Genomic DNA, 19,722 nt, shown 5'->3' with positions numbered 1-19,722 from the left:
TCGGCTCCTGTTTATATTCGGAGCGGCAGTTAAAAGGCGCTAAGTATGGTTATTCTCGGACTGTCGGGAGCATTTAATCATGATCCTGCTGCAGCTTTGCTGGTTGACGGCAAGCTGGTTGCTGCAGCAGAAGAAGAACGGTTTACCCGGGAGAAACATGCCCGCAACGGCATGCCGGTGCAAGCTACCCGCTTTTGTCTGCGGCACGCGGGGATCAAACCGCATCAGGTTGATGCCGTGGCTATTCCGGTGGCCCCTGCCGGTTTTTTCACCCGTTCCCGCTGGCATTATATCCGGCGTTACTGGTATGCACCGGAGCGTTCGCTGGAAGCGTTGCTGTGTGACAATCGTCGCTACAACCGTTATATCGCGAATCTGCAGCAGATGCTGGAGAACGCCGGCATTATTCCCGGCCAGTATCAACTGGTTCCGGTTGATCATCAGTTGGCTCATGCCGCCAGTGCCTATCACCTGAGTGGCTTTGAGGAAAAAACAGCGATTATGACGCTGGATAATTCCGGTGGTCATGCCACGACATTCTTCGGTTATGGTGAAGGCCGGAAAATCCACAAGATCAAAGAGTTTTATGATCCTGACTCGCTGGGTCGACTGTATGCTGTGATTGCTGAATACCTTGGATTTGATCCGCTTGATGGTGAATACAAGGTCATGCAGATGTCGACCCTGGGCGATCCTGATCGCTATGACTTCTCTCGTCTGTTGTCGTTTGATGGCAAGAACTTTGAGGTCAATACCAAACTGGCCAATGTGGTTGGGCTGAGACGTTACCGCAAGCGCAATCAGGGCTGCACCTTCTCACCACAATTGGTGGAGTGGCTCGGACCCTGCCGCAAAGGTGATCTGACGGATGACCCTCACTGTCATTATGCGGCGGCGATGCAGAAACTGTATGAAGACACCACATTACAGTTGATGGATCACTATCTCGGGGATGTGCTGAAGGAGTCTGGCAAAGTCGCTTTTGCCGGTACAGGCGCGCTCAATGTGCGGCTCAATCAGAAGATCATCAATCGTCCTGATGTGAAAGAACTGTTTGTTCAGCCGGCATCCGGTGACTCCGGTTCAGCCATTGGTGCCGCTGTCTATGCTTCAGAACAGCAGAGTCAGAGGGTTGAACCCCTGATTCATGTTGCCCTGGGACCAGATTTCGATAACGATCAGATTATCGAAATCTGTGAAGAGCATCCGGAAAAGCCCATGTTTACCCGGCTGGATAATACGCTGGAACAAACAGCGCAACTGCTGGCAGAAGGCCATCCGGTCGCCTGGTTCCAGGGCCGGATGGAGTTTGGTCCACGCGCTCTTGGTCAGCGCAGTATTCTGGCCTGCCCTGGCATCGAAGGTGTTGTTGAAAAGGTAAACCAGCAGGTGAAATTCCGTGAACGCTGGAGACCTTTCTGCCCCAGTCTGCTTGACCGGGTTGCGCCTCAGATGTTCAAGGGCGATCACCCGTCACCATTCATGACGTTTGTTTCTGAAGTCACGGATGAATGGAAGCAGCGAGTTCCTGAAATCATTGATAGTGACGGAACAGTGAGAGCCCAGGTTGTGAGCCGGGAAGGCAGTCCACGGTTTTATGAGCTGCTGGAAACAGTGGAAGAGAAAACCGGTAATGGAGTATTGCTCAACACCTCACTTAACCGCCGCGGTGAGCCCATTGCCTGTACTCCGGAAGATGCGCTGAATATGTTTTTCGGCTCGGATCTGCAGTATCTGGTGATGGAAGATATTCTGGTTACCAAGCAGCCTTGAGCGTGGCATAAGTAGAGTCAGCCTAAGGCAAGAAAAGATGGCGAGAATAGGGGGCGCCATCTTTTCGTTGACCTAATGAAGGCCTTGCGTGTTAGTTAGTGAGAAGTAGACCAGATGATTGGTTCATAGGAATAAAGTCTCTCCTCTTCTATAATCTCTCCACTAGACAGTTTGGATGTGTCATTTTGCTCTTTCAGCTCAAGATCAAAGCTTTGCTCATGAATAAAGTCTCCACCAATCACTGAAGATGATGTGTGGAGTGTAATAAATTGATGGCTATCAATAAGAGAAGATGATATTTCCCAATCAAGATACACGATCTTGCCAGAAGGGATGGAAGGGTAATTTTTAGAATATATGATCTGATTGGTTACATCAGTTATTGTTATGTTGGTATGCGAGCACTGTTTGCCTGAATTTTGAATCTGCAATTCAAAGGGAATCATTCCGTCAGAATTTTCCATACGAAGTAAGGAGTCCACGTAAATAAAGTGTGGCGATATAGATTTGCGGTACTTTTCTCTCTCTTCTTGCATTTGTCTCTTTGAAATCAGAACCATATCATTCTGATGCTTCACTGCTTTTTTGAGTTCATCTGCCTGCATTGATAGTGCTTCAGTATTTTGTCCAAGCTCCCTACTTTGCTGAAGAAACCCCAGAATAAGCCACAAGAATGCGACAGGGCTGAATAAACCGGCAAAAAAATCTCCTAGTTCATTTAGAGGCATTGTTTGAAGCTGATGGTAAAGTATATCCGGTGGCCATCGAAGTGCGATAATCAGCACTAGATAGGAGAGGGTAAGATTCATCCCTGTTTTGAATAACATTTTGCACTTCTAGCTTTTGTTGATTCGAAGCCGAATAGTACAAAGCTTCAGGATTTTGGTGTATTCCTTAATTATGAAATTTAATAGTAGGTCTATAGCCTTAAACAAAAGCGGCATGATATTCCCACATCATGCCGCTTTTTTTGACTGTCTGGCGTTTAGCCTAACTGAGCGCGAAGTACCTCAACACTTTTCAAAACCTGCTCCGGTGCCGTGCCGCCAATATGGTTACGGGCATTCACCGAACCTTCCAGCGTCAGTACATCGAAAACATCGGCGGTAATCAGATCACTGAAAGTGCTCAGTTCTTCCAGCTTCAGTTCAGCCAGATCCCTTTCAGTTTCAATGCCGAAAGCTACGGCTTTACCAACCACTTCATGAGCATCGCGGAAAGGAAGTCCCTTGCGGACAAGGTAGTCGGCCAAGTCAGTTGCGGTAGAGAAACCACGCAGCGCGGCTTCCCGCATCACTTCAGGTTTGCTTTGAATATTCGGCACCATATCGGCAAAGGCCCGGAAACTGTCCCGAAGCGTATCGACAGCATCAAACAGAGGCTCTTTATCTTCCTGATTGTCCTTGTTGTAGGCCAGTGGCTGTGACTTCATCAGAGTCAGCAGGCTGATCAGGTGGCCATTGACTCGTCCGGTCTTGCCACGCACCAGTTCAGGAACATCGGGATTTTTCTTTTGCGGCATAATGGACGACCCGGTACAGAACCGATCCGGCAGCTCGATAAAGTTGAACTGGGCTGAAGTCCACAGCACCAGCTCTTCTGCCATACGAGACAGGTGAGTCATGGCAATGGCCGCAGCAGAGCAGAATTCGATGGCAAAGTCCCTGTCGCTGACGGAGTCCAGTGAGTTACGGGTGGGACCGTCAAAGCCAAGGGCATCAGCAGTGAAATGACGGTCAATCGGGAACGTGGTGCCGGCCAGCGCAGCAGCACCCAATGGGCTCTGGTTTACTCGCTTGCGACAGTCCTGCAGCCGTTGGTAATCACGCTCGACCATTTCATACCAGGCCAGCAGGTGATGTCCGAATGTCACTGGCTGAGCTGTTTGCAGATGGGTAAAGCCCGGCATAATGGTATGCGCTTCTTTTTCTGCCAGTTGCAGCAAACCGGACTGAAAACGTCTGAATTCTTTACTGATGACATCAATCTCGTCCCGTAACCAGAGACGAATATCCGTGGCGATCTGGTCATTACGAGAGCGACCGGTGTGGAGCTTTTTGCCAACCGGACCGATCTTCTGTGTCAGTCGGGATTCGATATTCATGTGAATATCTTCCAGCTCTACTGACCATTCAACCTGACCGGCTTCGATCTCCTGCTGAATCTGTTCCAGCCCGGTAATGATCTGCTCAACTTCGGAGGCAGTCAGAATACCGCTGTGACCCAACATTCGGGCATGGGCAATGGATCCCTGAATATCATGGCGGTACAGGCGGCAGTCAAAATCGATAGAGGCTGTGAATCTTGCAACAAAAGCATCGGTTGGCTCACTGAAGCGCCCGCCCCATTGCTGGTTGGTGGTTTCTGAGGTTACCGGTGATTCTGCCGTGTGCTTTCCGGTTTCTGTGGTCATGGAAATACCGCCATTTTTTATTTTGCTTGATGAGTTTCCGCAAGGGAGCGTTCCCAATCAGACATATGACCAGCCGCTCATGGTTTACACCAGACAAGGCGCGAACTGTGCGGTGTGGATGTTCCACATAAACAGTGAGTAACGCAGCTCTGGCGTAAACCATGAGTGGCCCTTCGGGTTCATCACGCAAGCTCTCAGGCCGCGTTGAACGGCTCGAGCATGGAACCACCATACCCTTCACCGTTCGCCTTGCCTGAGAGCTTGCGTGATGAACTGGTCATATGTCTGATTGAGAACGCTCCCTAGTTACTGTTTTATTTGCAGCATTCGTTATGCGGGATATCTCGTGGCCGCTATATTCGTATAGAACCTGTATCAGATCACAGGTTGAGGTGAGTATACCAGCCGCAATTGCGGCTGCCATATGAATAATTAAAAGATTTATTTGTATTTTTATTCAGCTGGTTGCCAAAAAAATTATGGATAACGATGAAACCGGCCAGATTCGTCACTGAACGGGAGGCCATCAGAGGCTTCTTCCTGCCTGATCTCTGTACAGCTGGCGCTGTTTTTCTGTTGGTGCTGGTAGCGGAGCTTATGGTCTGCGTTATGGTGCTGGCTGAAACTGGTGTGTTTGGTATCGACTGGCACAAACTGGCACTGGTTTCGCTGTTTGTGCAATGGATCGTGCTGACCAGTGCCGCCATGATGTGCAAACTGCGGCCTTTAATGTCACGGCTGCCGGTGCCGGTAGCAATAATTGCGATGTTGTTTGTGGTACAGATGGTGACGCTGTTTTTTACCCTGGCTGGCTATTATTGCATATCATCCATTTCTATCGCCTTGCTGCAGCCTTGGCCTATTTTTCGAAACCTGCTGGTAGCTCTCATCGTCAGTGGCATGGTGATGCGCTACTTTTATCTGGCCCAAGAGCTGAAGCAAAAACAGGAAGCTGAACTGCAGGCACGTATTCAGGCATTGCAGTCAAGGATCCGGCCCCACTTCCTGTTTAACAGTATGAATATTATTGCCAGCCTGATTCCCGTAGCACCAGAGCGGGCTGAACAGGCGGTTGAGGATCTGTGTGATCTGTTTCGGGCCAGTCTGAGGGAAGCCGGAGAACAGGTTTCACTGAAGGAAGAAATCGGGCTCTGCAAACGTTATATACGAATAGAGCAACAGCGGTTTGGTGACCGGCTCGGAATTATGTGGGAACTGGATAACATGCCGGCGAGTCTGAAAGTTCCAAGACTGTCTTTACAGCCGTTGCTCGAAAACGCCATTTGTCACGGTATTCAGTGCCTGCCTGAAGGCGGAACAATTGAGGTGCGGCTTCACCGTAACAGCAGTCATGCGATGATCGAGGTCATCAATCCGGTACCTGAAGAGCCGGATCAAATGGCAGCAATCGAAGGAAGTCATCTGGCGCTGGATAATATTACTGATCGGCTTCAGGCTCATTATGGTAATCAGGCGAGTCTGCATACGATGAATTATGAGCGGGGCGGAAGACCGTATTTTATTGCCCAGATTGCTTTCCCGCTGCCATTTCAGGACAAGACCCGAGCAATAACTGATCACAATCAAGAGAGACATGGTGCATGAAGGTTTTGATAGCCGATGATGAGCCACTGGCGCGTGACCGGTTACGCCACATGCTGGAGCACCTTGAAGGCTATGATGTCTGCAAGGGGGAAGCCGGTACCGGAGATGAAGCTGTCAGGCTGGCGAGACAGTTTCAGCCCGACATCATATTGCTGGATATTCGCATGCCCGGCCTGGGCGGGATTGAGGTTGCCGAAGGTTTGCAGAAACTTTCCTGTCCGCCGGCGCTGGTGTTCTGTACAGCCTATGACGAGTATGCACTGGCTGCCTTTGATGTTCATGCTGCTGGCTATCTGGTTAAACCGGTGCGGCAGGAAGAACTGAAAACCGTACTGGAAAAGGCCCGAAAAATTAACAAGCTGCAGGCATCAAGCCTTACTGATGACAGCCGCCATACTTCCCGTTCCCGCACTCATATCAGTGCTCGAACCCATCGTGGTATCGAACTGATTGAGCTGGCAGATATCCGCTACTTCATTGCTGATAACAAATATGTCACGGTGCATCACCTTCATGGTGAAGTGCTGATTGATGAAACCCTGAAAGAGCTGGAAAACGAATTTGGCCAGCGCTTTGTTCGTATCCATCGCAACGCCTTGGTGGCAAGGGATGCGATTGAAGGCCTGTGTCGCTGTGATCAGGGGCAGTACACCGTCAAACTCAAGGATGTTGAAACACCGCTCGGCGTCAGTCGGCGTCATGTGGCCGGTATGCGCAAACTGATGAGTGAACTCTGAAGCAGCTCCGGCAGCTGCTTTCCCTCCAGTATTAATCGTGAGTTTATGGATAGCTTCACCAGAGACTCTGTCATATCATGGTGGCCCTTTTAACCAGCAGTTCAGGGCCCCGTGAAAAAAGTTCGCATCGCTACCCGCAAAAGCGCGCTGGCCTTATGGCAGGCAGAGTATGTCAAAGCGCGCCTGGAATTCTTCCATCCCGATCTCGAAGTTGAACTGGTTGCCATGACCAGTCGCGGCGACAGAATCCTTGATGCTCCTCTGGCCAAAATTGGCGGCAAGGGGCTGTTTGTTAAGGAACTGGAAACCGCCATGCTGGAAAACCGGGCGGATATTGCTGTTCACTCGATGAAAGATGTTCCCATGGAGTTTCCAGAAGGACTGGGACTGGCAGTGATCTGCGAACGGGAAGATCCTCGCGACGCTTTTGTGTCCAACACCTTTAACTCCATTGATGAGTTGCCTGAAGGTGCTGTTGTTGGCACTTCCAGTCTGCGTCGTCAGTGTCAGCTGATGGCTGATCGCCCGGATTTAAAAATCCGGTTCCTGCGGGGCAATGTAAATACCCGTCTGGCAAAACTGGATGCAGGTGAATATGACGCCATTATTCTGGCCGCTGCAGGTTTGATCCGGTTGGAAATGGCTGACCGGATTCGTAATTACATTTCAACCGAGCAGAGCTTGCCGGCCGGTGGTCAGGGTGCTGTAGGTATTGAATGCCGCACAGACGATGCCGAAATGCTGGAACTGCTGAAGCCGCTGCATCATGAGAAGACCGCCAGCTGCGTTCTGGCCGAGCGCGCCATGAACAAGCGGCTGAATGGTGGCTGTCAGGTACCGATTGGCGGCTTTGCCGTTCTGGAAGGCGAGAATATTTATCTGCGGGGTCTGGTAGGCAGTCCGGATGGCGAAACTATGCTGCGCAGTGAAGTTCGTGGTCCTGCAGTGCAAGCCGAGCAGTTGGGTATTCAGGTAGCCGAGTCACTGCTGGAGCAGGGTGCAGACAAGATTCTTCAGGCTGTTTACGGTGAAGCAGACGCGCCTGCTACCGGGGAACACTGATGCCGGAGACCGGTACGCTGGCAGATATCCGGGCGCTGATTCTGCGTCCGGAGCAAAGAGGTCAGAAGCTGGCTGCTGAAATTACCCGGCAGGGTGGCAAGGCATGGCAGCTTTCGATGCTGGAAACTCGTCGGGTAGCACTGACTGACAGTGACCGGACCAGAGTGCTGTCGCTGGATCAGTATCTTAAGGTCATCTGCATCAGTGCCACGGCAGCCGCAGCCATGCTGGATGAAGTAGACCAGTGGTGGCCCCAGTTACCGGTGGGCACAGAGTGGTACGCCATCGGGCCGGCAACCGCACAAAAACTGCAGCAGGAAAATATTCAACCAATACTGGCTGATGGTCAGTCTGACAGTGAAGCCCTGTTGGCACTCGAATCGATGCAGCAGGTTGATGACCAGCGCATTCTGCTGGTCTGTGGCAGGGGCGGACGAACATTACTACAGGATGAACTGGCTGCCAGAGGCGCCCGGGTTGAACGGCTGGAACTCTATGAACGCTACTGTCCTGGCTATGAAACAGGGGTGGTAACGGCCCATCTTACCGATCACCATATCAATTGTATGATCGCCACCAGTAGCGAAATGCTCGCTAACCTATTACATTATTTTAATCCAGAACAATCGTCCGAACTAAATCTGCTGGTACCCGGTTCTCGGGTTGCAGAAGCGGCTGAGACAGCCGGATTCCACAATATAGTCATTGCCGACGGTGCAGATGACGCCAGCATGATACGGGCACTTCAGGGGCTGTAAGACGCAGCCCTCACTCTATTCCGGATCCACGCCGGCGTATCACTGTACAAAATAGGCACGATAGTGAGCGAAAACGGAAAAGAATCCCCGGCATCTGACCAGTCAGGTGCAGACACTTCAGCAGAAAATCGGTCGGTAGAAAACCAGCCGGAAGTATCAAAAGAAGTGTCAAAGGATGTACCGCAGACCTCCGGTACACCAAAAAAGAAAAAGACCTCTGCCCAGTCAGCTCACACCGGAAAATCCGGAGGTAACAGCCTGGCTGTTCTGAGTCTGGTGGTTTCTCTGGCCGCATTGGGTGGCGCAGGCGCCATTGGCTGGTATGGCTATAAGGCCCAGCAACAGCTGGTAGTGCTGGAGCAACAAGCAGCGGGCAACAAAACCCAAAGTCAGCACATCGAAAAGTCGTCTGCCGACTTGCAGAAACAGCTGCAGCAACTGCAACAGTCAGTTAAATCCACACTGGAATCTGTACCGCAGCAGGAACAGCAGCAGCGCGAACAGATGAATGTGGTGCTGGATCAGCTGGAAAGTCTGTCGAAAAAGATTCGGGAACTGCAGGGCAGCAACCGGGAAAGCTGGCTGCTGGCTGAAGCAGAATACCTGATGCGGCTGGCTAATCAGCGACTTCGTACCGAGGGTGATGTTAAAAGTGCAGAAACCTTGTTGTTGGATGCGGATCAGCTGATTGTCAGCATTGATGACTACTCCTTATTCCCGGTACGTGAAGCTCTGGCGGAAGATATTACTGCGCTGAAATCAGTGCCGGCACTGGATCGGGACGGGCTCTGGCTACAGCTGACAGCACTTGAAAAACAGATCGCCATGTTGCCGGTCGTCCCTGCTGAAATTCCGGCTGCTCCGGGATCTTCCGGATCAATAGAATATACTCAGCCGGCCGCTGAAGAGTCGTCAGATGCTGCCCTGAATACCGCTGATATGCCCTGGTATGAAGTCTGGAAAGCCAAGCTGGCAAACTCGGTTGAGCGTGCCTGGAATGTTTTCTCGACTCAGTTCCGGATTACCCGCCGCGATGCGCCGGTAGAACCGTTGCCATCAGTGGATGATGAAATTGCCCTGCGCCTGAATGCCCGGCTGATGCTGGAACAGGCCCGACTGGCCATGTTGCAGGGCAGAAAGGAAGTTTATGTTTCCAGTCTGCAGCAGGCCAGCGAATGGGTGGAACGTTACTTCTCCCACGATAAGCCCAAGAGTCAGGCGATTATTGATCAGCTGGCCGAACTACAAAAGATGCCAATTGAGCAGCGGCTGCCGGATGTCTCCCGCGGGTTATCCCGACTGAAAGTTTATCTGGATGATATTGCCAGTGATCGCCGTCTGCCGCTGCAGCAGCCACAGGCTCAGAAAAAGCCGGAACCGGCTGCAGAAAATAACGGTGCTATTCCTCTGGCTGAACCTGTTCCGGCAGAACCTGTAAAGGAAGATAAGGCACCGGCAGAAACCGCCGCTGAGGGGGAACAATGAAAATTTTCAGTGTTTTCCTGATTCTGCTGACAGGTACTTTTGCTGCGGCAACCTGGCTGGTTGATGACAGTGGTTATGTGCTGCTGGCCTGGAAAAACTATACCTTTGAAAGCAGCTTCTGGAGCTTTTTGCTGTTACTGCTGGGCTTTGCCGTGGTGGTTCTCGGGCTGAGAGTGATTCTGCAGCTGTTACTCGGTAGCGTAAACCTGCTTTACCCGATGACCCATACTGCCCGTCAGCGTCGTGGCCGCCGGCTTTCAGCCAAGGGCCTGGTTGAGCTGATTGGTGGACACTGGAAACCGGCCCATAAACATCTTTCCCAGGCCGGTGCCGATGGTGAAGCACCATTGCTGAACTATCTGGGGGCGGCTCATGCGGCCAATCAGGCCGGTGACTATGAAGCCTGCAGTGAATATCTGAGACTGGCGGATGCCAGTACTCCCAATGCAGATATGGCTGTAGGCCTGACCCAGGCGCAAATGCATCTGGCCCGCGGTCAGCTGGAGCAGTCGTTGGCTACGCTCAACCAGCTGCGCAAACGCTCACCCAAGCACAGTTATGTGCTCAAATTGCTGAAGGAAACCTATCTCAAGTTAGGTGACTGGCAGGCACTGGCTGAACTCTTGCCTGAATTGAAGAAACGCAAGGTCATTGCTGAGAAAGAATATGATGATCTGCAGCAGAGGGTATGGGGCGCGCTGTTTGATCAGGCATATAACAAGGGTCGTAATCTGGTTGGTCTGGATGAGCGGATTGAACCGGCCCGGAGTGTCTGGCAGCAATTATCCATGGGACAGAAGCGTGATGCCGGTTTGCTGTATCGCTATGCCAAATGTCTGGTAGCGCTGGATGCCCCACAGAAAGCTGAAGCCCTGCTGCGAGAGCATTTAGGGAAAACCTACAGCCGTGAACTGATTCTGTTGTATGGTCGTATTGCCGGTGCTGACAGCAGCAGTCAGCTGAAGTGTGCTGAGAAACTGGTAAACGAACGCCCTAACGATGCCTGGTTGATGCTGTCACTGGGTCGTCTCAGCTTGCGTAACAAGCTTTGGGGTAAAGCTCAGGAATATTTCGAAAGCAGTCTGAGCCTGCACCGAAGTACTGATGCCTACAACGAACTGGGTCGACTGCTGGCTCACCTGGGTGAGTATGAAAAAAGCTCCAGCTATTTCCGGGAAGGCCTGACACTGGTTACAGGTTCGGTACCGGAGCTGCCGATGCCGGAACAGACCAGCTCAGAAAGGATATAACCACAACATGAAGTTTACCGCTGCAGGCGCCATGCTGGGCGCTCTGGCTGTCAGTCTGGGCGCCTTTGGTGCCCACGCCCTCAAAGGCAGTATGGCTCCCGAGCTGATGGTGACTTACCAGACAGCTGTTGATTATCACTTTGTTCATGCACTGTTGCTGGTACTGATTGGTATTATTGCCAGATCACAGGGTGTGACTCGCTTGTTGCAAGCTTCTGGCTGGCTGGTGCTGGCAGGTGTCCTGCTGTTCAGTGGCAGCCTTTATGCGTTGACTCTCACTGGTATCCGCGGACTCGGCATCATTACACCTTTTGGTGGTGTGGCGATGATTGCCGGCTGGCTGTGTCTGATGATGCATGCCCTGAAGAAAAACTGACATGATGAAAGCGTGAAATCGCGTATGGAATCCCGACGCGATTTCACGCTTACTATGCTATTTAGTACCATGCAGATGTTTCAAAATATCTGAAAACAACTGCCTGGGCACTTACCTTAACTTAAGATTTCATCCGGTTGTAATTTCCCGATGCACGAAAAGCAGATGGCTGAAGAGCAGCATTCTGAACAGCAGTCTCTCGAAATGACTCATAATGATAATGAACAGCAGCCAGCTCATCGCCGGGTTGTTCGCAGCTTTGTCCGCCGTACCGGCCGGATGACAGCGGCACAGCAACGTGGCTTTGATGAATGCTGGGAAAAATTCGGGCTCAAGCTTGAAGATGGTGCGATCGAGCCTGCTGAAGTATTTGGCAACGATGCGCCGGTAGTATTGGAGATTGGCTTTGGTATGGGCCACTCTCTGGCCGAAATGGCAGGGAACGCCCTCGATAAAAACTACATTGGCGTTGAAGTTCACAGTCCTGGTGTTGGCAGTCTGCTGAACGAAGTCCATGAAGCCGGCCTGAACAATGTACGGGTGTATTGTGATGATGCGGTTGAAGTACTGAAGCAGTGCGTGCCGGAACAGAGCCTCGACCGAGTACAGATTTACTTCCCTGATCCGTGGCACAAAAAGCGTCACCACAAGCGTCGTCTGGTCAAGCCGGAATTCCTGGAACTGCTGGCGAAGCATATGAAGGTGGGTGGACATATCCACCTGGCAACAGACTGGGAACACTATGCCGAGCAGATGCTTGAGGTGCTGAGTGAGTCTCCGCTGTTCCGTAATACCGCTGAAAAGGATTACGTACCACGCCCTGACTACCGTCCGCTGACCAAGTTTGAAAAGCGTGGTCACCGTCTCGGACATGGTGTCTGGGATCTGGTGTTCGAGCGTATCTGATGCATTTATCCGGGGTTGTTTAATCACAGCCCCGGATTCTCAAATCAGAAAATATACACTGATTATTTGCCCTCGAACCGAGGTGTTCTTTTCTCGATAAAGGCTGTCATGCCTTCCTTCTGATCTGCACTGGCAAACAATGAGTGGAATACCCGCCGCTCAAACAGAATGCCTTCCTGCAGGCTCAGCTCCAGTGCCCGGTCAACAGTTTCCCGCGCCAGACTGGTTGTCAGCTTGCTGTATCCTGCGATGGTTTTTGCGGCTTCCAGTGTTTCGGGAATAAGCTGATCATCAGCAAAGGTTCTGGCAACTAATCCAGACCGCTCTGCTTCTTCTGCCCCCATCATTCTGCCCGTCAAAATTATATCCATCGCTTTTGCTTTGCCCACCAGACCGGTCAGTCTCTGGGTGCCGCCGATTCCCGGAATAACCCCCAGCTTGATTTCCGGTTGTCCGAATTTTGCGTTTTCGGCGGCATAGATGGTGTCGCACATCATTGCCAGTTCACAGCCACCGCCAAGGGCATAACCTGCAACGGCTGCAATTTTCGGAGTGCGAAGATCGGTAAACTCTTTCCAGGCTGCAAAGTAATCCTGTCGAATCATATCGACACAGGACTGATCCGCCATTTCGCGAATATCGGCGCCAGCAGCAAAGGCTTTGTGTGAGCCGGTGATAACAAAACAGCCCACTCCCGGATCATTATCCAGTGGTTTCATTACTTCCAGCAGTTGCCGCAGTACTTCCGAATTCAGTGCATTCAGGGCTTCAGGGCGGTTCAGTTTAATCAGGGCTACCCGGTCGTGTTTTTCTACAAGAATGGTCATGGTGTTCTTCCGTTTTTATTATTGATAAGCGAGAGTTGTAAGTGACAGTTCAACAGCTGTCAGGAGTCCCAGATAGCGCCGTAGGCCGGTATGCCTCTGATCTCAAGGCCATAAACAACTTTCTGGGTCAGTGGTTGATTGGCAATACAGATCACTGCTTCAGCGTCGTATTTCTGGCAGGCTTCCAGTGCCAGTTCCACCAGGTCCGGTTTGCCACGGGTTGAGGTATCCCATATCAGTGCATCCGGGACTGCTTCCAGAATTTCATCAACCAGCTCATCGTCGTAAGTATTGCGTGGATTGCGGGTTGACCAGATCAGATGGGCAGGTACCTGTCCAGCCAGCAAGTGTGGCAGGCAAGGGCCGATACCACTGCCGGTGGCAACGTAAACAACCTTCTTGAATAACACTTCAATATTGGCGACACCTGCAGTAGGAATACCTTTGACCCAGACCTTTTCTGGCTGCTGCTTAATAAACTCTCCGGTCCAGTCACCTGCACGGGAAATTGCCAGCCGGAAGCCGTCTTCATTGGGAGAAGGCATATTGGCAAAGGCATGCCATTCGAGCAGTGGGTTGGTGCTGATGGTGGTAGATGAGCCGGGAAACGGTGTGACTCCATGATTAAACTTTGCCAGCGCTACATGGTTGGATGGTGATTTGATATCCACTTCAACTTTTTTCAGCCGCAACCAGGGGAGAATGACACTGGCAGTGACGGTTGCCAGCACCCAGAAATCGACACTGGTTAACAGCGAGGTCTGGTGAAAGTCTGCCAGCGAAACAGTCTGCATCCAGAACAGTGCCAGTACCGACCAGCCACCAAAGCGATGAATTATTTCAAAGGCATTATGATAACGCTGGCGAAAGCCCGGCATTGCTGTAGCGATGATACCGATCAGCAGCGCCATAATAATCCAGGTAATCGTAACCACGGACTCGGGAGCTGCAGCAGGATTGTTCAGCAACCCGGCAACAAAGACGCCATACCAGAGAGTAGCGGCCATCGCCGAACCACTGTGTAATCCGCCAAAGTGATAAACCTTGGCCAGTGTCCAGCGAATGGCCAGAGGCCAGCTGACAGGCGCTCGAGTTGCCAGCCAGAATAAAAAATTAATCACATATTGCTGGCGAATCAGTACTGCCAGTGCAAAGTTGGCCAGTACCATATTGGCAACAGCACTCAGGTTGATTGCTGAAGCTGACCACCACTGCCCCTCATGCAGCCCATGCCAGAGAAATGCGGCATTGACGGCCAGAACCAGAAATACCAGCCGGTTGTAGTGCTCCAGATAACGGTGGCGAAGAATCCTGCTCAGTAACCCCGGCCGGGAGATATTCTCCTGAGTAGCGACTGTATCCGTCATGATGCGGCTCCTTCTGACGACTGTGTGCTTTTACCGGGTTCGAGAAACGAGTCGGATAGCAGTAGTCGCTTATCGATCTTGCCGCGGCTGGTTACCGGTAGCTTGTCCAGCGACAGGATTTTTGCCGGCATGCAGTAGTAAGGCAGGGCCGCTTTAATTGCCTGTTCGCACTGGCTGATATTCACCGTTGCCGGTCGTACATAAGCCACCAGATTGTCTTTATCCAGCTTCAGGGTGACGGCCTGTTGACAGCCGGGTACGGATTCCAGTACACCGGATACCGAGTCCAGCTCCACCCGGAAACCGCGAACTTTGACCTGATCATCAGTGCGCCCAAGATATTCCAGTTCCCCCTGTTCGTTCCAGCGACCCAGGTCGCGGGTACGAAACATCATGCGGCCATCGTTCAGGAACGGGTCGTGTTTGTAGCGATCATCAGTCAGCTGTTGGTTGTTGATGTAACCGGAAGAAATGCCCTGACCTCCGGCCCAGATTTCTCCTACTTCGCCAATCGGTAGCGGCTGCAGGTTTTCGTCGAGAATATAAATGGTGTTATTGGGGGTTGGCTTGCCTATGGTGAGATGGCGGCTGTGACTCTGGAAGTGCTGGGCGGTATTGATAATGGTGGTTTCGGTCGGGCCGCAGCTGTTATAGAAGCGGCATTTCTTTGCCCAGGTCTCTGCTAATGGGCGAGGGCAGGGCTCACCGGCAACGGCAACCGTTTTTGCTTCGGTGCAGGCATCCGCATCGACCCGCCCCAGAATACTGGGCGTGGCGATAATAATGTTGCTCTTACTGGCGGCAGCGGTGAAATCCCTGTCACGGATAATCAGGGTGGCACCGTGGGACAGACACCCCAGAATTTCCCATGCTGCCATATCAAACGCGATATTAAGCAACTGAGCCACTTTATCGCCGGGCTTGATTCCCAAGTCTCCCGGGCGCGAAAGCAACAGGTTGCAGACATTACTGTGAGTCACCTGTACACCATTGGGATTACCGGTTGTACCCGAGGTAAACAGCACAAAGCAGTTATCACTGTCTGCAACCGGTGCCCGTGGAAGATGAAGATTGGCCACAGTATTGCCAGAGAGAGTAGTCAGCGTATCAAGTGCAAGAATGGTTTTGTCTGACTGGTCAGGAATACGATCCTGTAGGTGGGACAAAGTAAGAATCACTCTAAGCCCTGCGGACTCGATCACCCGGCTTTGCATCGGGGCAGGAGTTACCTTCGGATCCTGCGGAACATAGGCGGCACCGGTTTTAAGGATACCCAGAATACCGACCAGCATTGGAATCGAGCGTTCGACAAACAGGCCAACATTATCGCCCCGGCCAATGCCGATCCGGTTTAGATGAGCGGCCAGATGGTTGGCCTGACGGTTCAGTTCGGAGTAACTGATTTGCTGATCCAGATGACGGGCAGCAATCAGATCACCATGCTGCAGGCACTGGGCTTCAATGGCTTGATGAATAGTGTGGTACGGGATGGTTCTGGCAGGTCCCTGGCCATAACGTTCAAACCTGAGTTGATCAGTCGCACTCAGATTGCTGATTGCTGCCCGGTTAAAAGCAGGCTTGATACGGTTATGTTTGAGCGTATGAAACCGTGTCGCCTGTGACTGTGGAATTCTGTAATTCTTGTTGTAGTCCAATTCCAGCCTCATTTTTATTCCTCCCGAATAATGAGTAACTGGAATCCTGTCAGGCAGATCTCACGGAATTATCACAGGGATTTCAAATTTCCCGATTTTCGCTGTGATAACTCCGTGATTTTTTTTATACAAATTTGCGGTTATATGCCGGGCTAAACCGGCAAGGTAAAGGCAAAGGCTGTACCCGAGCGCTGACTGCTGCGCACCTCGATTACACTGCCGTGTACTTCCAGAATCCGTTTTACTATCGCTAGTCCCAGCCCGGTTCCACCGGGGTTGCTGTCCGCTTTTTCTGCTGATAACGAGCTCTGGTAAAAACGGTTGAAGATATGGGGCAGGTCCTGTTCGGCGATATAACTGCCGGAGTTCTCAACAGTCAGGTTAACTCCGCTTGATGTTTCACTGATTCGAACGCAGATACGACCATTGTCCGGCGTATGACTGATGGCATTACGCAGCAGGTTATCCAGCACTCGCTGAATCATGCCGATGTCAGCCAGCACCAGCGCATGAGACTGGGGACACTCGATCTTCAGGGCGATATTCCGGGTTTCCAGAGCCAGTCGGAACCCCTGCGATGTATCGTGAACCAGCTCTGCCAGCGAGAAATGTTCAAGCTCCGGTTGCTTACTGCCCGAGTCCAGCTTCGACAGTTCAAACAAATCACAGATTAGGCGTGATAGCCGATGGCATCCATTCTCGGCCGAATAAAGATAGTCCAGCCGTTGCTCCCGACTCAGGGAGTTCTGTTTGACGATCAGGGTTTCAATATATCCCTGTATGGTCGCCAGTGGTGTCCGCAGGTCATGGGAAACATTGGATACCAGTTCCCGCCGCAGCCTGTCGTTGGTGCGCAACTGGGCCAGCTGATCAGAGATCTTGCGTGACATGGCCTGATAGATCACAGCCAGGCGGCTGACTTCATCTGTATTTTTGCAGGACTGCTCCGGCATTAACTCCTTGGTACCGAGTTCAGAGCGGGCAAAGTTGTTCATATCGTGACATAGGCGGGACAGTGGATGGATCAGTATCCGCACGATCAGCAGGCCAACCAGCAAGCAACTGATAACGCTGATGGCCAGTGCACAGGCGGTCTGAATACTGATATGACTCCAGGCAATCTGACTGCTGAGGTTGTCATACAGTTTGCCTCCCAATACAACATACAGATAACCCTTTAACTCGGAACCCTCCCTGATTTCTGACACAGAAAAGATTTTCTTCAGATTGTCGTGGCGGGGATCATAGTTGCGTAGCGGGAAGTTGCCCTTGCCTGAGAGAAACTCACGGATAGGCGTCAGATCCACAGTTTGCCGTTTCAACGTCTGGTCATGAACACTGTGAGTCATAACACGACCCTGGGGACTTAACAGGTATACCTCAACGGCAGGGTTAATAATCATGGCCTGACGGGCCAGCTGCTGGATCGCTTCGTTGCTGTCGACATCACCCTTGATTAACTCGTACTCGTCGGTGACATACATGGCAATGCTGCTGTTCAGTTTCTGGGTTAGCTCTTCATAGTAGAGCTTCATTCCCAGCTGGCCGATTATCAGTGCTGCCAGACCGACGCTGGAGACAATTGCCAGCAAAGCAAGCGACAGCTTTCGATTCAGTGTGGTTATCATGCTCTGTCACTCCGCTCAGACCCGGTGGTCCTGAAGTTTGTAACCCACTCCCCAGCAGGTCACGATGTACTCCGGGTTACGTGGATCCGACTCCAGTTTGGCGCGCAGTCGGTTGATATGGGAGTTGACGGTATGTTCGTATCCTTCGTGGTTATAACCCCAGACCTGATCCAGCAGCTCGGTTCGGCTGAAAACCCGGCCGGGATGACGAACAAAATGCATCAGCAGATCAAATTCTCTGGCCGTCAGTTCAATCTCTTTGCCGGACAGATGCACCTGCCGTGAAGTTTCCTTCACTTCCAGGTTGTTGATACGGACAGGAAGATCCGGATTACTTTGTGGAAGTTCAGGGGCAGGTTGAGTACCGGATCGGCGCAGCAAAGCCTTGATACGGGCAATCAATTCCATCATGCCGAAAGGTTTGGAAATGTAGTCGTCAGCACCTACATCCAGTCCGACTACCCGATCCAGTTCGGTGGTACGTGAGGTCAGCAGAATAATAGGAACCTGACGGTTGGTCTTGCGTACCCGGCGGCAGATATCCAGTCCGCTTGGCCCCGGCAACTGAATATCAAGAATAATCAGGTCCCACGGCTGCTGAGTTGCCAGTTCAAGCCCGGTAAAACCATCGGAAGCATGATGGATTTCTGCTCCCATATCCCCAAGGTGGAGTGATAACAGGTTGCCTATTTCCTGCTCATCCTCGACCACCAGTATTTTTTTATTTTCCAGAGTTACAGCGGATGCATCGTTTGTTGTAATCATAATTATTGGTCTCCCGGCATAACTTTATTTTTACGCCGGGTAACCGTTTTTGGATGCAATCAGGACAGGGACGGATAAAGGACGGGATGATAGTTATTTGTTTCCTGTCTTCGTCATAAAACTGTTGTAGTGATAGTTTCTTGTATTGCGATAGTGATCAAAGAGGCGCCAGCTCCCCGGAACGACGCTTGGCTCTGGTCGCACGAATCTGCTTCCGCTCCATATCGGACAGGGTTTCCTGAACATACAGAATATGACTTTCTGCTGCGGCCTTGGCTTTGTCAGGCTGGCCGGCAAGGATTGCTTCGAGAATGGCCTGGTGCTGTTCGCAGAGATGCTCACCGGTGATATCCCGGTTATACAGACCACCGATATTGGTGTGGATATTGTGCTTCAGCATATTGAACATAGCCCGCATGGTATGTAACAGCACCATATTGTGGGAGCTTTCGGCAATGGCCAGATGAAATGCCAGGTCGGCCTGACTTTCCTTGATTCTGTCGTCTTCCTGCATACTTTGCTCAAGAGCTTCGAAGGCCTGCTGCAGGTTTTTTTTGTCGACATCAGTTGCACGCTGGGCGGCGTAAAAAGCGCATGCACCTTCCAGCAGGTAGCGAAATTCCAGTACATCATCCCGGGCTTCCGGGTGTTTCCCCAACATATCCAGCAGCGGGTCTGAAAGTGAACGTGTTAACGAATCGGTTACATAATGACCACCGCCCTGACGTGAGCGCAGAATTCCTTTTGCGGCCAGCGTCTGCAGGGCCGATCGCAGCGATGGGCGTGATACTTCGAGTTGCTGGGCCAGAGTTCGTTCTGCCGGCAGACGCTCTCCCGGTCGGTAAACCCCTTCTACAATCATGGTCTCCAGTTTGGCTGTGATTCTATCGGCCAGTGTCTGCTGTTTCACTACATTTCCCGTGATTTATACGACTGAACGCCGCAAGTCTATTTTCCCTGCAGTCTATTGAAACGATACCGCCGTGCAGATGCAACTGATGTTCATAATCAAACAAAAACAAACATAAAAACATTGACAAGGATTGTGGTTGATTATTATCCTCGCCGCCAACTGGATAATTGGTCTTACCAATTTCAATAAAAACAACAAAAGG

Annotated in this window: 17 protein-coding genes; 9 read left to right on the top strand and 8 right to left on the bottom strand. The window is 51.5% G+C overall.

Annotated elements, in window-relative coordinates; translation table 11 throughout:
* Positions 1–45: 45 nt before the first annotated feature.
* Positions 46–1,773 (top strand): carbamoyltransferase family protein, encoded by a 1,728-nt coding sequence (locus ACYZZ0_RS13960; protein WP_461537247.1) that lies wholly within the window; start codon positions 46–48, stop codon positions 1,771–1,773.
* Positions 1,774–1,868: 95 nt separating this feature from the next.
* Here the strand turns inward: ACYZZ0_RS13960 and ACYZZ0_RS13955 are convergent, their stop codons facing one another.
* Together ACYZZ0_RS13955 and argH are read right to left on the bottom strand one after the other, a co-directional pair.
* Complete coding sequence (locus ACYZZ0_RS13955) at positions 1,869–2,600, bottom strand: hypothetical protein (RefSeq protein ID WP_461537246.1); 732 nt, start codon at positions 2,598–2,600, stop codon at positions 1,869–1,871.
* A gap of 158 nt (positions 2,601–2,758) precedes the next feature.
* Positions 2,759–4,186, bottom strand: a complete 1,428-nt coding sequence (gene argH, locus ACYZZ0_RS13950; protein ID WP_461537245.1) for an argininosuccinate lyase — start codon at positions 4,184–4,186, stop codon at positions 2,759–2,761.
* Between the two features lie 489 nt (positions 4,187–4,675).
* On the opposite strand from argH, the gene ACYZZ0_RS13945 reads away from it, so the two are divergent.
* The 8 genes from ACYZZ0_RS13945 (at position 4,676) to trmB (ending at position 12,365) form a co-directional block, all read left to right on the top strand.
* A complete protein-coding gene (locus tag ACYZZ0_RS13945; protein WP_461537244.1) occupies positions 4,676–5,791 on the top strand; it encodes a sensor histidine kinase in 1,116 nt (371 codons plus the stop codon).
* Positions 5,788–6,528 carry a LytR/AlgR family response regulator transcription factor gene (locus ACYZZ0_RS13940; protein ID WP_461537243.1) on the top strand — a complete coding sequence of 247 codons (741 nt, stop codon included), beginning with the start codon at positions 5,788–5,790 and terminating at the stop codon, positions 6,526–6,528. Before ACYZZ0_RS13945 ends, ACYZZ0_RS13940 begins: the two co-directional genes overlap by 4 nt.
* Positions 6,529–6,639: 111 nt before the next feature.
* A complete protein-coding gene (gene hemC, locus ACYZZ0_RS13935) occupies positions 6,640–7,590 on the top strand; it encodes a hydroxymethylbilane synthase (RefSeq protein WP_461537242.1) in 951 nt (316 codons plus the stop codon).
* Positions 7,590–8,348 carry a uroporphyrinogen-III synthase gene (locus tag ACYZZ0_RS13930; RefSeq protein ID WP_461537241.1) on the top strand — a complete coding sequence of 253 codons (759 nt, stop codon included), beginning with the start codon at positions 7,590–7,592 and terminating at the stop codon, positions 8,346–8,348. Before hemC ends, ACYZZ0_RS13930 begins: the two co-directional genes overlap by 1 nt.
* 63 nt (positions 8,349–8,411) lie before the next feature.
* Positions 8,412–9,833, top strand: coding sequence for a uroporphyrinogen-III C-methyltransferase (locus ACYZZ0_RS13925; RefSeq protein WP_461537240.1), 1,422 nt, complete (start codon positions 8,412–8,414; stop codon positions 9,831–9,833).
* Positions 9,830–11,083 carry a heme biosynthesis HemY N-terminal domain-containing protein gene (locus ACYZZ0_RS13920; protein WP_461537239.1) on the top strand — a complete coding sequence of 418 codons (1,254 nt, stop codon included), beginning with the start codon at positions 9,830–9,832 and terminating at the stop codon, positions 11,081–11,083. The genes ACYZZ0_RS13925 and ACYZZ0_RS13920 overlap by 4 nt, the downstream gene beginning before the upstream one ends.
* Positions 11,084–11,090: 7 nt before the next feature.
* Positions 11,091–11,459, top strand: a complete 369-nt coding sequence (locus tag ACYZZ0_RS13915) for a DUF423 domain-containing protein (RefSeq protein WP_461537238.1) — start codon at positions 11,091–11,093, stop codon at positions 11,457–11,459.
* Between the two features lie 150 nt (positions 11,460–11,609).
* Complete coding sequence (gene trmB, locus ACYZZ0_RS13910) at positions 11,610–12,365, top strand: tRNA (guanosine(46)-N7)-methyltransferase TrmB (protein WP_461537237.1); 756 nt, start codon at positions 11,610–11,612, stop codon at positions 12,363–12,365.
* Between the two features lie 62 nt (positions 12,366–12,427).
* Here trmB and ACYZZ0_RS13905 read toward each other — a convergent pair whose 3' ends face one another.
* From ACYZZ0_RS13905 to ACYZZ0_RS13880, 6 genes are all read right to left on the bottom strand, one after another.
* The gene (locus tag ACYZZ0_RS13905; protein WP_461537236.1) at positions 12,428–13,192 is read right to left on the bottom strand and encodes an enoyl-CoA hydratase-related protein; all 765 of its coding nucleotides are present in this window, start codon (positions 13,190–13,192) and stop codon (positions 12,428–12,430) included.
* A gap of 59 nt (positions 13,193–13,251) precedes the next feature.
* Positions 13,252–14,559 carry a hypothetical protein gene (locus ACYZZ0_RS13900; protein ID WP_461537235.1) on the bottom strand — a complete coding sequence of 436 codons (1,308 nt, stop codon included), beginning with the start codon at positions 14,557–14,559 and terminating at the stop codon, positions 13,252–13,254.
* Positions 14,556–16,226 (bottom strand): amino acid adenylation domain-containing protein, encoded by a 1,671-nt coding sequence (locus ACYZZ0_RS13895; RefSeq protein WP_461537234.1) that lies wholly within the window; start codon positions 16,224–16,226, stop codon positions 14,556–14,558. Before ACYZZ0_RS13895 ends, ACYZZ0_RS13900 begins: the two co-directional genes overlap by 4 nt.
* A gap of 140 nt (positions 16,227–16,366) precedes the next feature.
* Entirely contained in the window at positions 16,367–17,842 is a 1,476-nt protein-coding gene (locus ACYZZ0_RS13890) for a HAMP domain-containing sensor histidine kinase (protein ID WP_461537233.1), read from the bottom strand.
* Positions 17,843–17,857: 15 nt separating this feature from the next.
* Complete coding sequence (locus ACYZZ0_RS13885) at positions 17,858–18,607, bottom strand: response regulator transcription factor (protein ID WP_461537232.1); 750 nt, start codon at positions 18,605–18,607, stop codon at positions 17,858–17,860.
* A gap of 157 nt (positions 18,608–18,764) precedes the next feature.
* Positions 18,765–19,517: an FCD domain-containing protein gene (locus ACYZZ0_RS13880; protein WP_461537231.1), complete on the bottom strand. Its 753-nt coding sequence runs from the start codon at positions 19,515–19,517 to the stop codon at positions 18,765–18,767.
* Positions 19,518–19,722: the final 205 nt, after the last annotated feature.

The organism is Spongorhabdus nitratireducens, from assembly GCA_947387575.1.
Taxonomy (GTDB): domain Bacteria; phylum Pseudomonadota; class Gammaproteobacteria; order Pseudomonadales; family Endozoicomonadaceae; genus CANDOC01.
Note: the sequence above shows the minus strand (reverse complement) of the source record. Positions and strands in the feature narration are given on the sequence as shown.

Excerpts from the sequence above, each read along its gene's own strand:
- ACYZZ0_RS13920 (WP_461537239.1), top strand. The coding sequence starts at position 9,830 with ATGAAAATTTTCAGTGTTTTCCTGATTCTGCTGACAGGTACTTTTGCT.
- ACYZZ0_RS13945 (WP_461537244.1), top strand. The coding sequence starts at position 4,676 with ATGAAACCGGCCAGATTCGTCACTGAACGGGAGGCCATCAGAGGCTTC.
- ACYZZ0_RS13905 (WP_461537236.1), bottom strand. The coding sequence starts at position 13,192 with ATGACCATTCTTGTAGAAAAACACGACCGGGTAGCCCTGATTAAACTG.
- ACYZZ0_RS13895 (WP_461537234.1), bottom strand. The coding sequence starts at position 16,226 with ATGAGGCTGGAATTGGACTACAACAAGAATTACAGAATTCCACAGTCA.
- argH (WP_461537245.1), bottom strand. The coding sequence starts at position 4,186 with ATGACCACAGAAACCGGAAAGCACACGGCAGAATCACCGGTAACCTCA.
- ACYZZ0_RS13940 (WP_461537243.1), top strand. The coding sequence starts at position 5,788 with ATGAAGGTTTTGATAGCCGATGATGAGCCACTGGCGCGTGACCGGTTA.
- ACYZZ0_RS13915 (WP_461537238.1), top strand. The coding sequence starts at position 11,091 with ATGAAGTTTACCGCTGCAGGCGCCATGCTGGGCGCTCTGGCTGTCAGT.
- trmB (WP_461537237.1), top strand. The coding sequence starts at position 11,610 with ATGCACGAAAAGCAGATGGCTGAAGAGCAGCATTCTGAACAGCAGTCT.
- ACYZZ0_RS13885 (WP_461537232.1), bottom strand. The coding sequence starts at position 18,607 with ATGATTACAACAAACGATGCATCCGCTGTAACTCTGGAAAATAAAAAA.
- ACYZZ0_RS13955 (WP_461537246.1), bottom strand. The coding sequence starts at position 2,600 with ATGTTATTCAAAACAGGGATGAATCTTACCCTCTCCTATCTAGTGCTG.
- ACYZZ0_RS13890 (WP_461537233.1), bottom strand. The coding sequence starts at position 17,842 with ATGATAACCACACTGAATCGAAAGCTGTCGCTTGCTTTGCTGGCAATT.
- ACYZZ0_RS13930 (WP_461537241.1), top strand. The coding sequence starts at position 7,590 with ATGCCGGAGACCGGTACGCTGGCAGATATCCGGGCGCTGATTCTGCGT.
- ACYZZ0_RS13900 (WP_461537235.1), bottom strand. The coding sequence starts at position 14,559 with ATGACGGATACAGTCGCTACTCAGGAGAATATCTCCCGGCCGGGGTTA.
- ACYZZ0_RS13960 (WP_461537247.1), top strand. The coding sequence starts at position 46 with ATGGTTATTCTCGGACTGTCGGGAGCATTTAATCATGATCCTGCTGCA.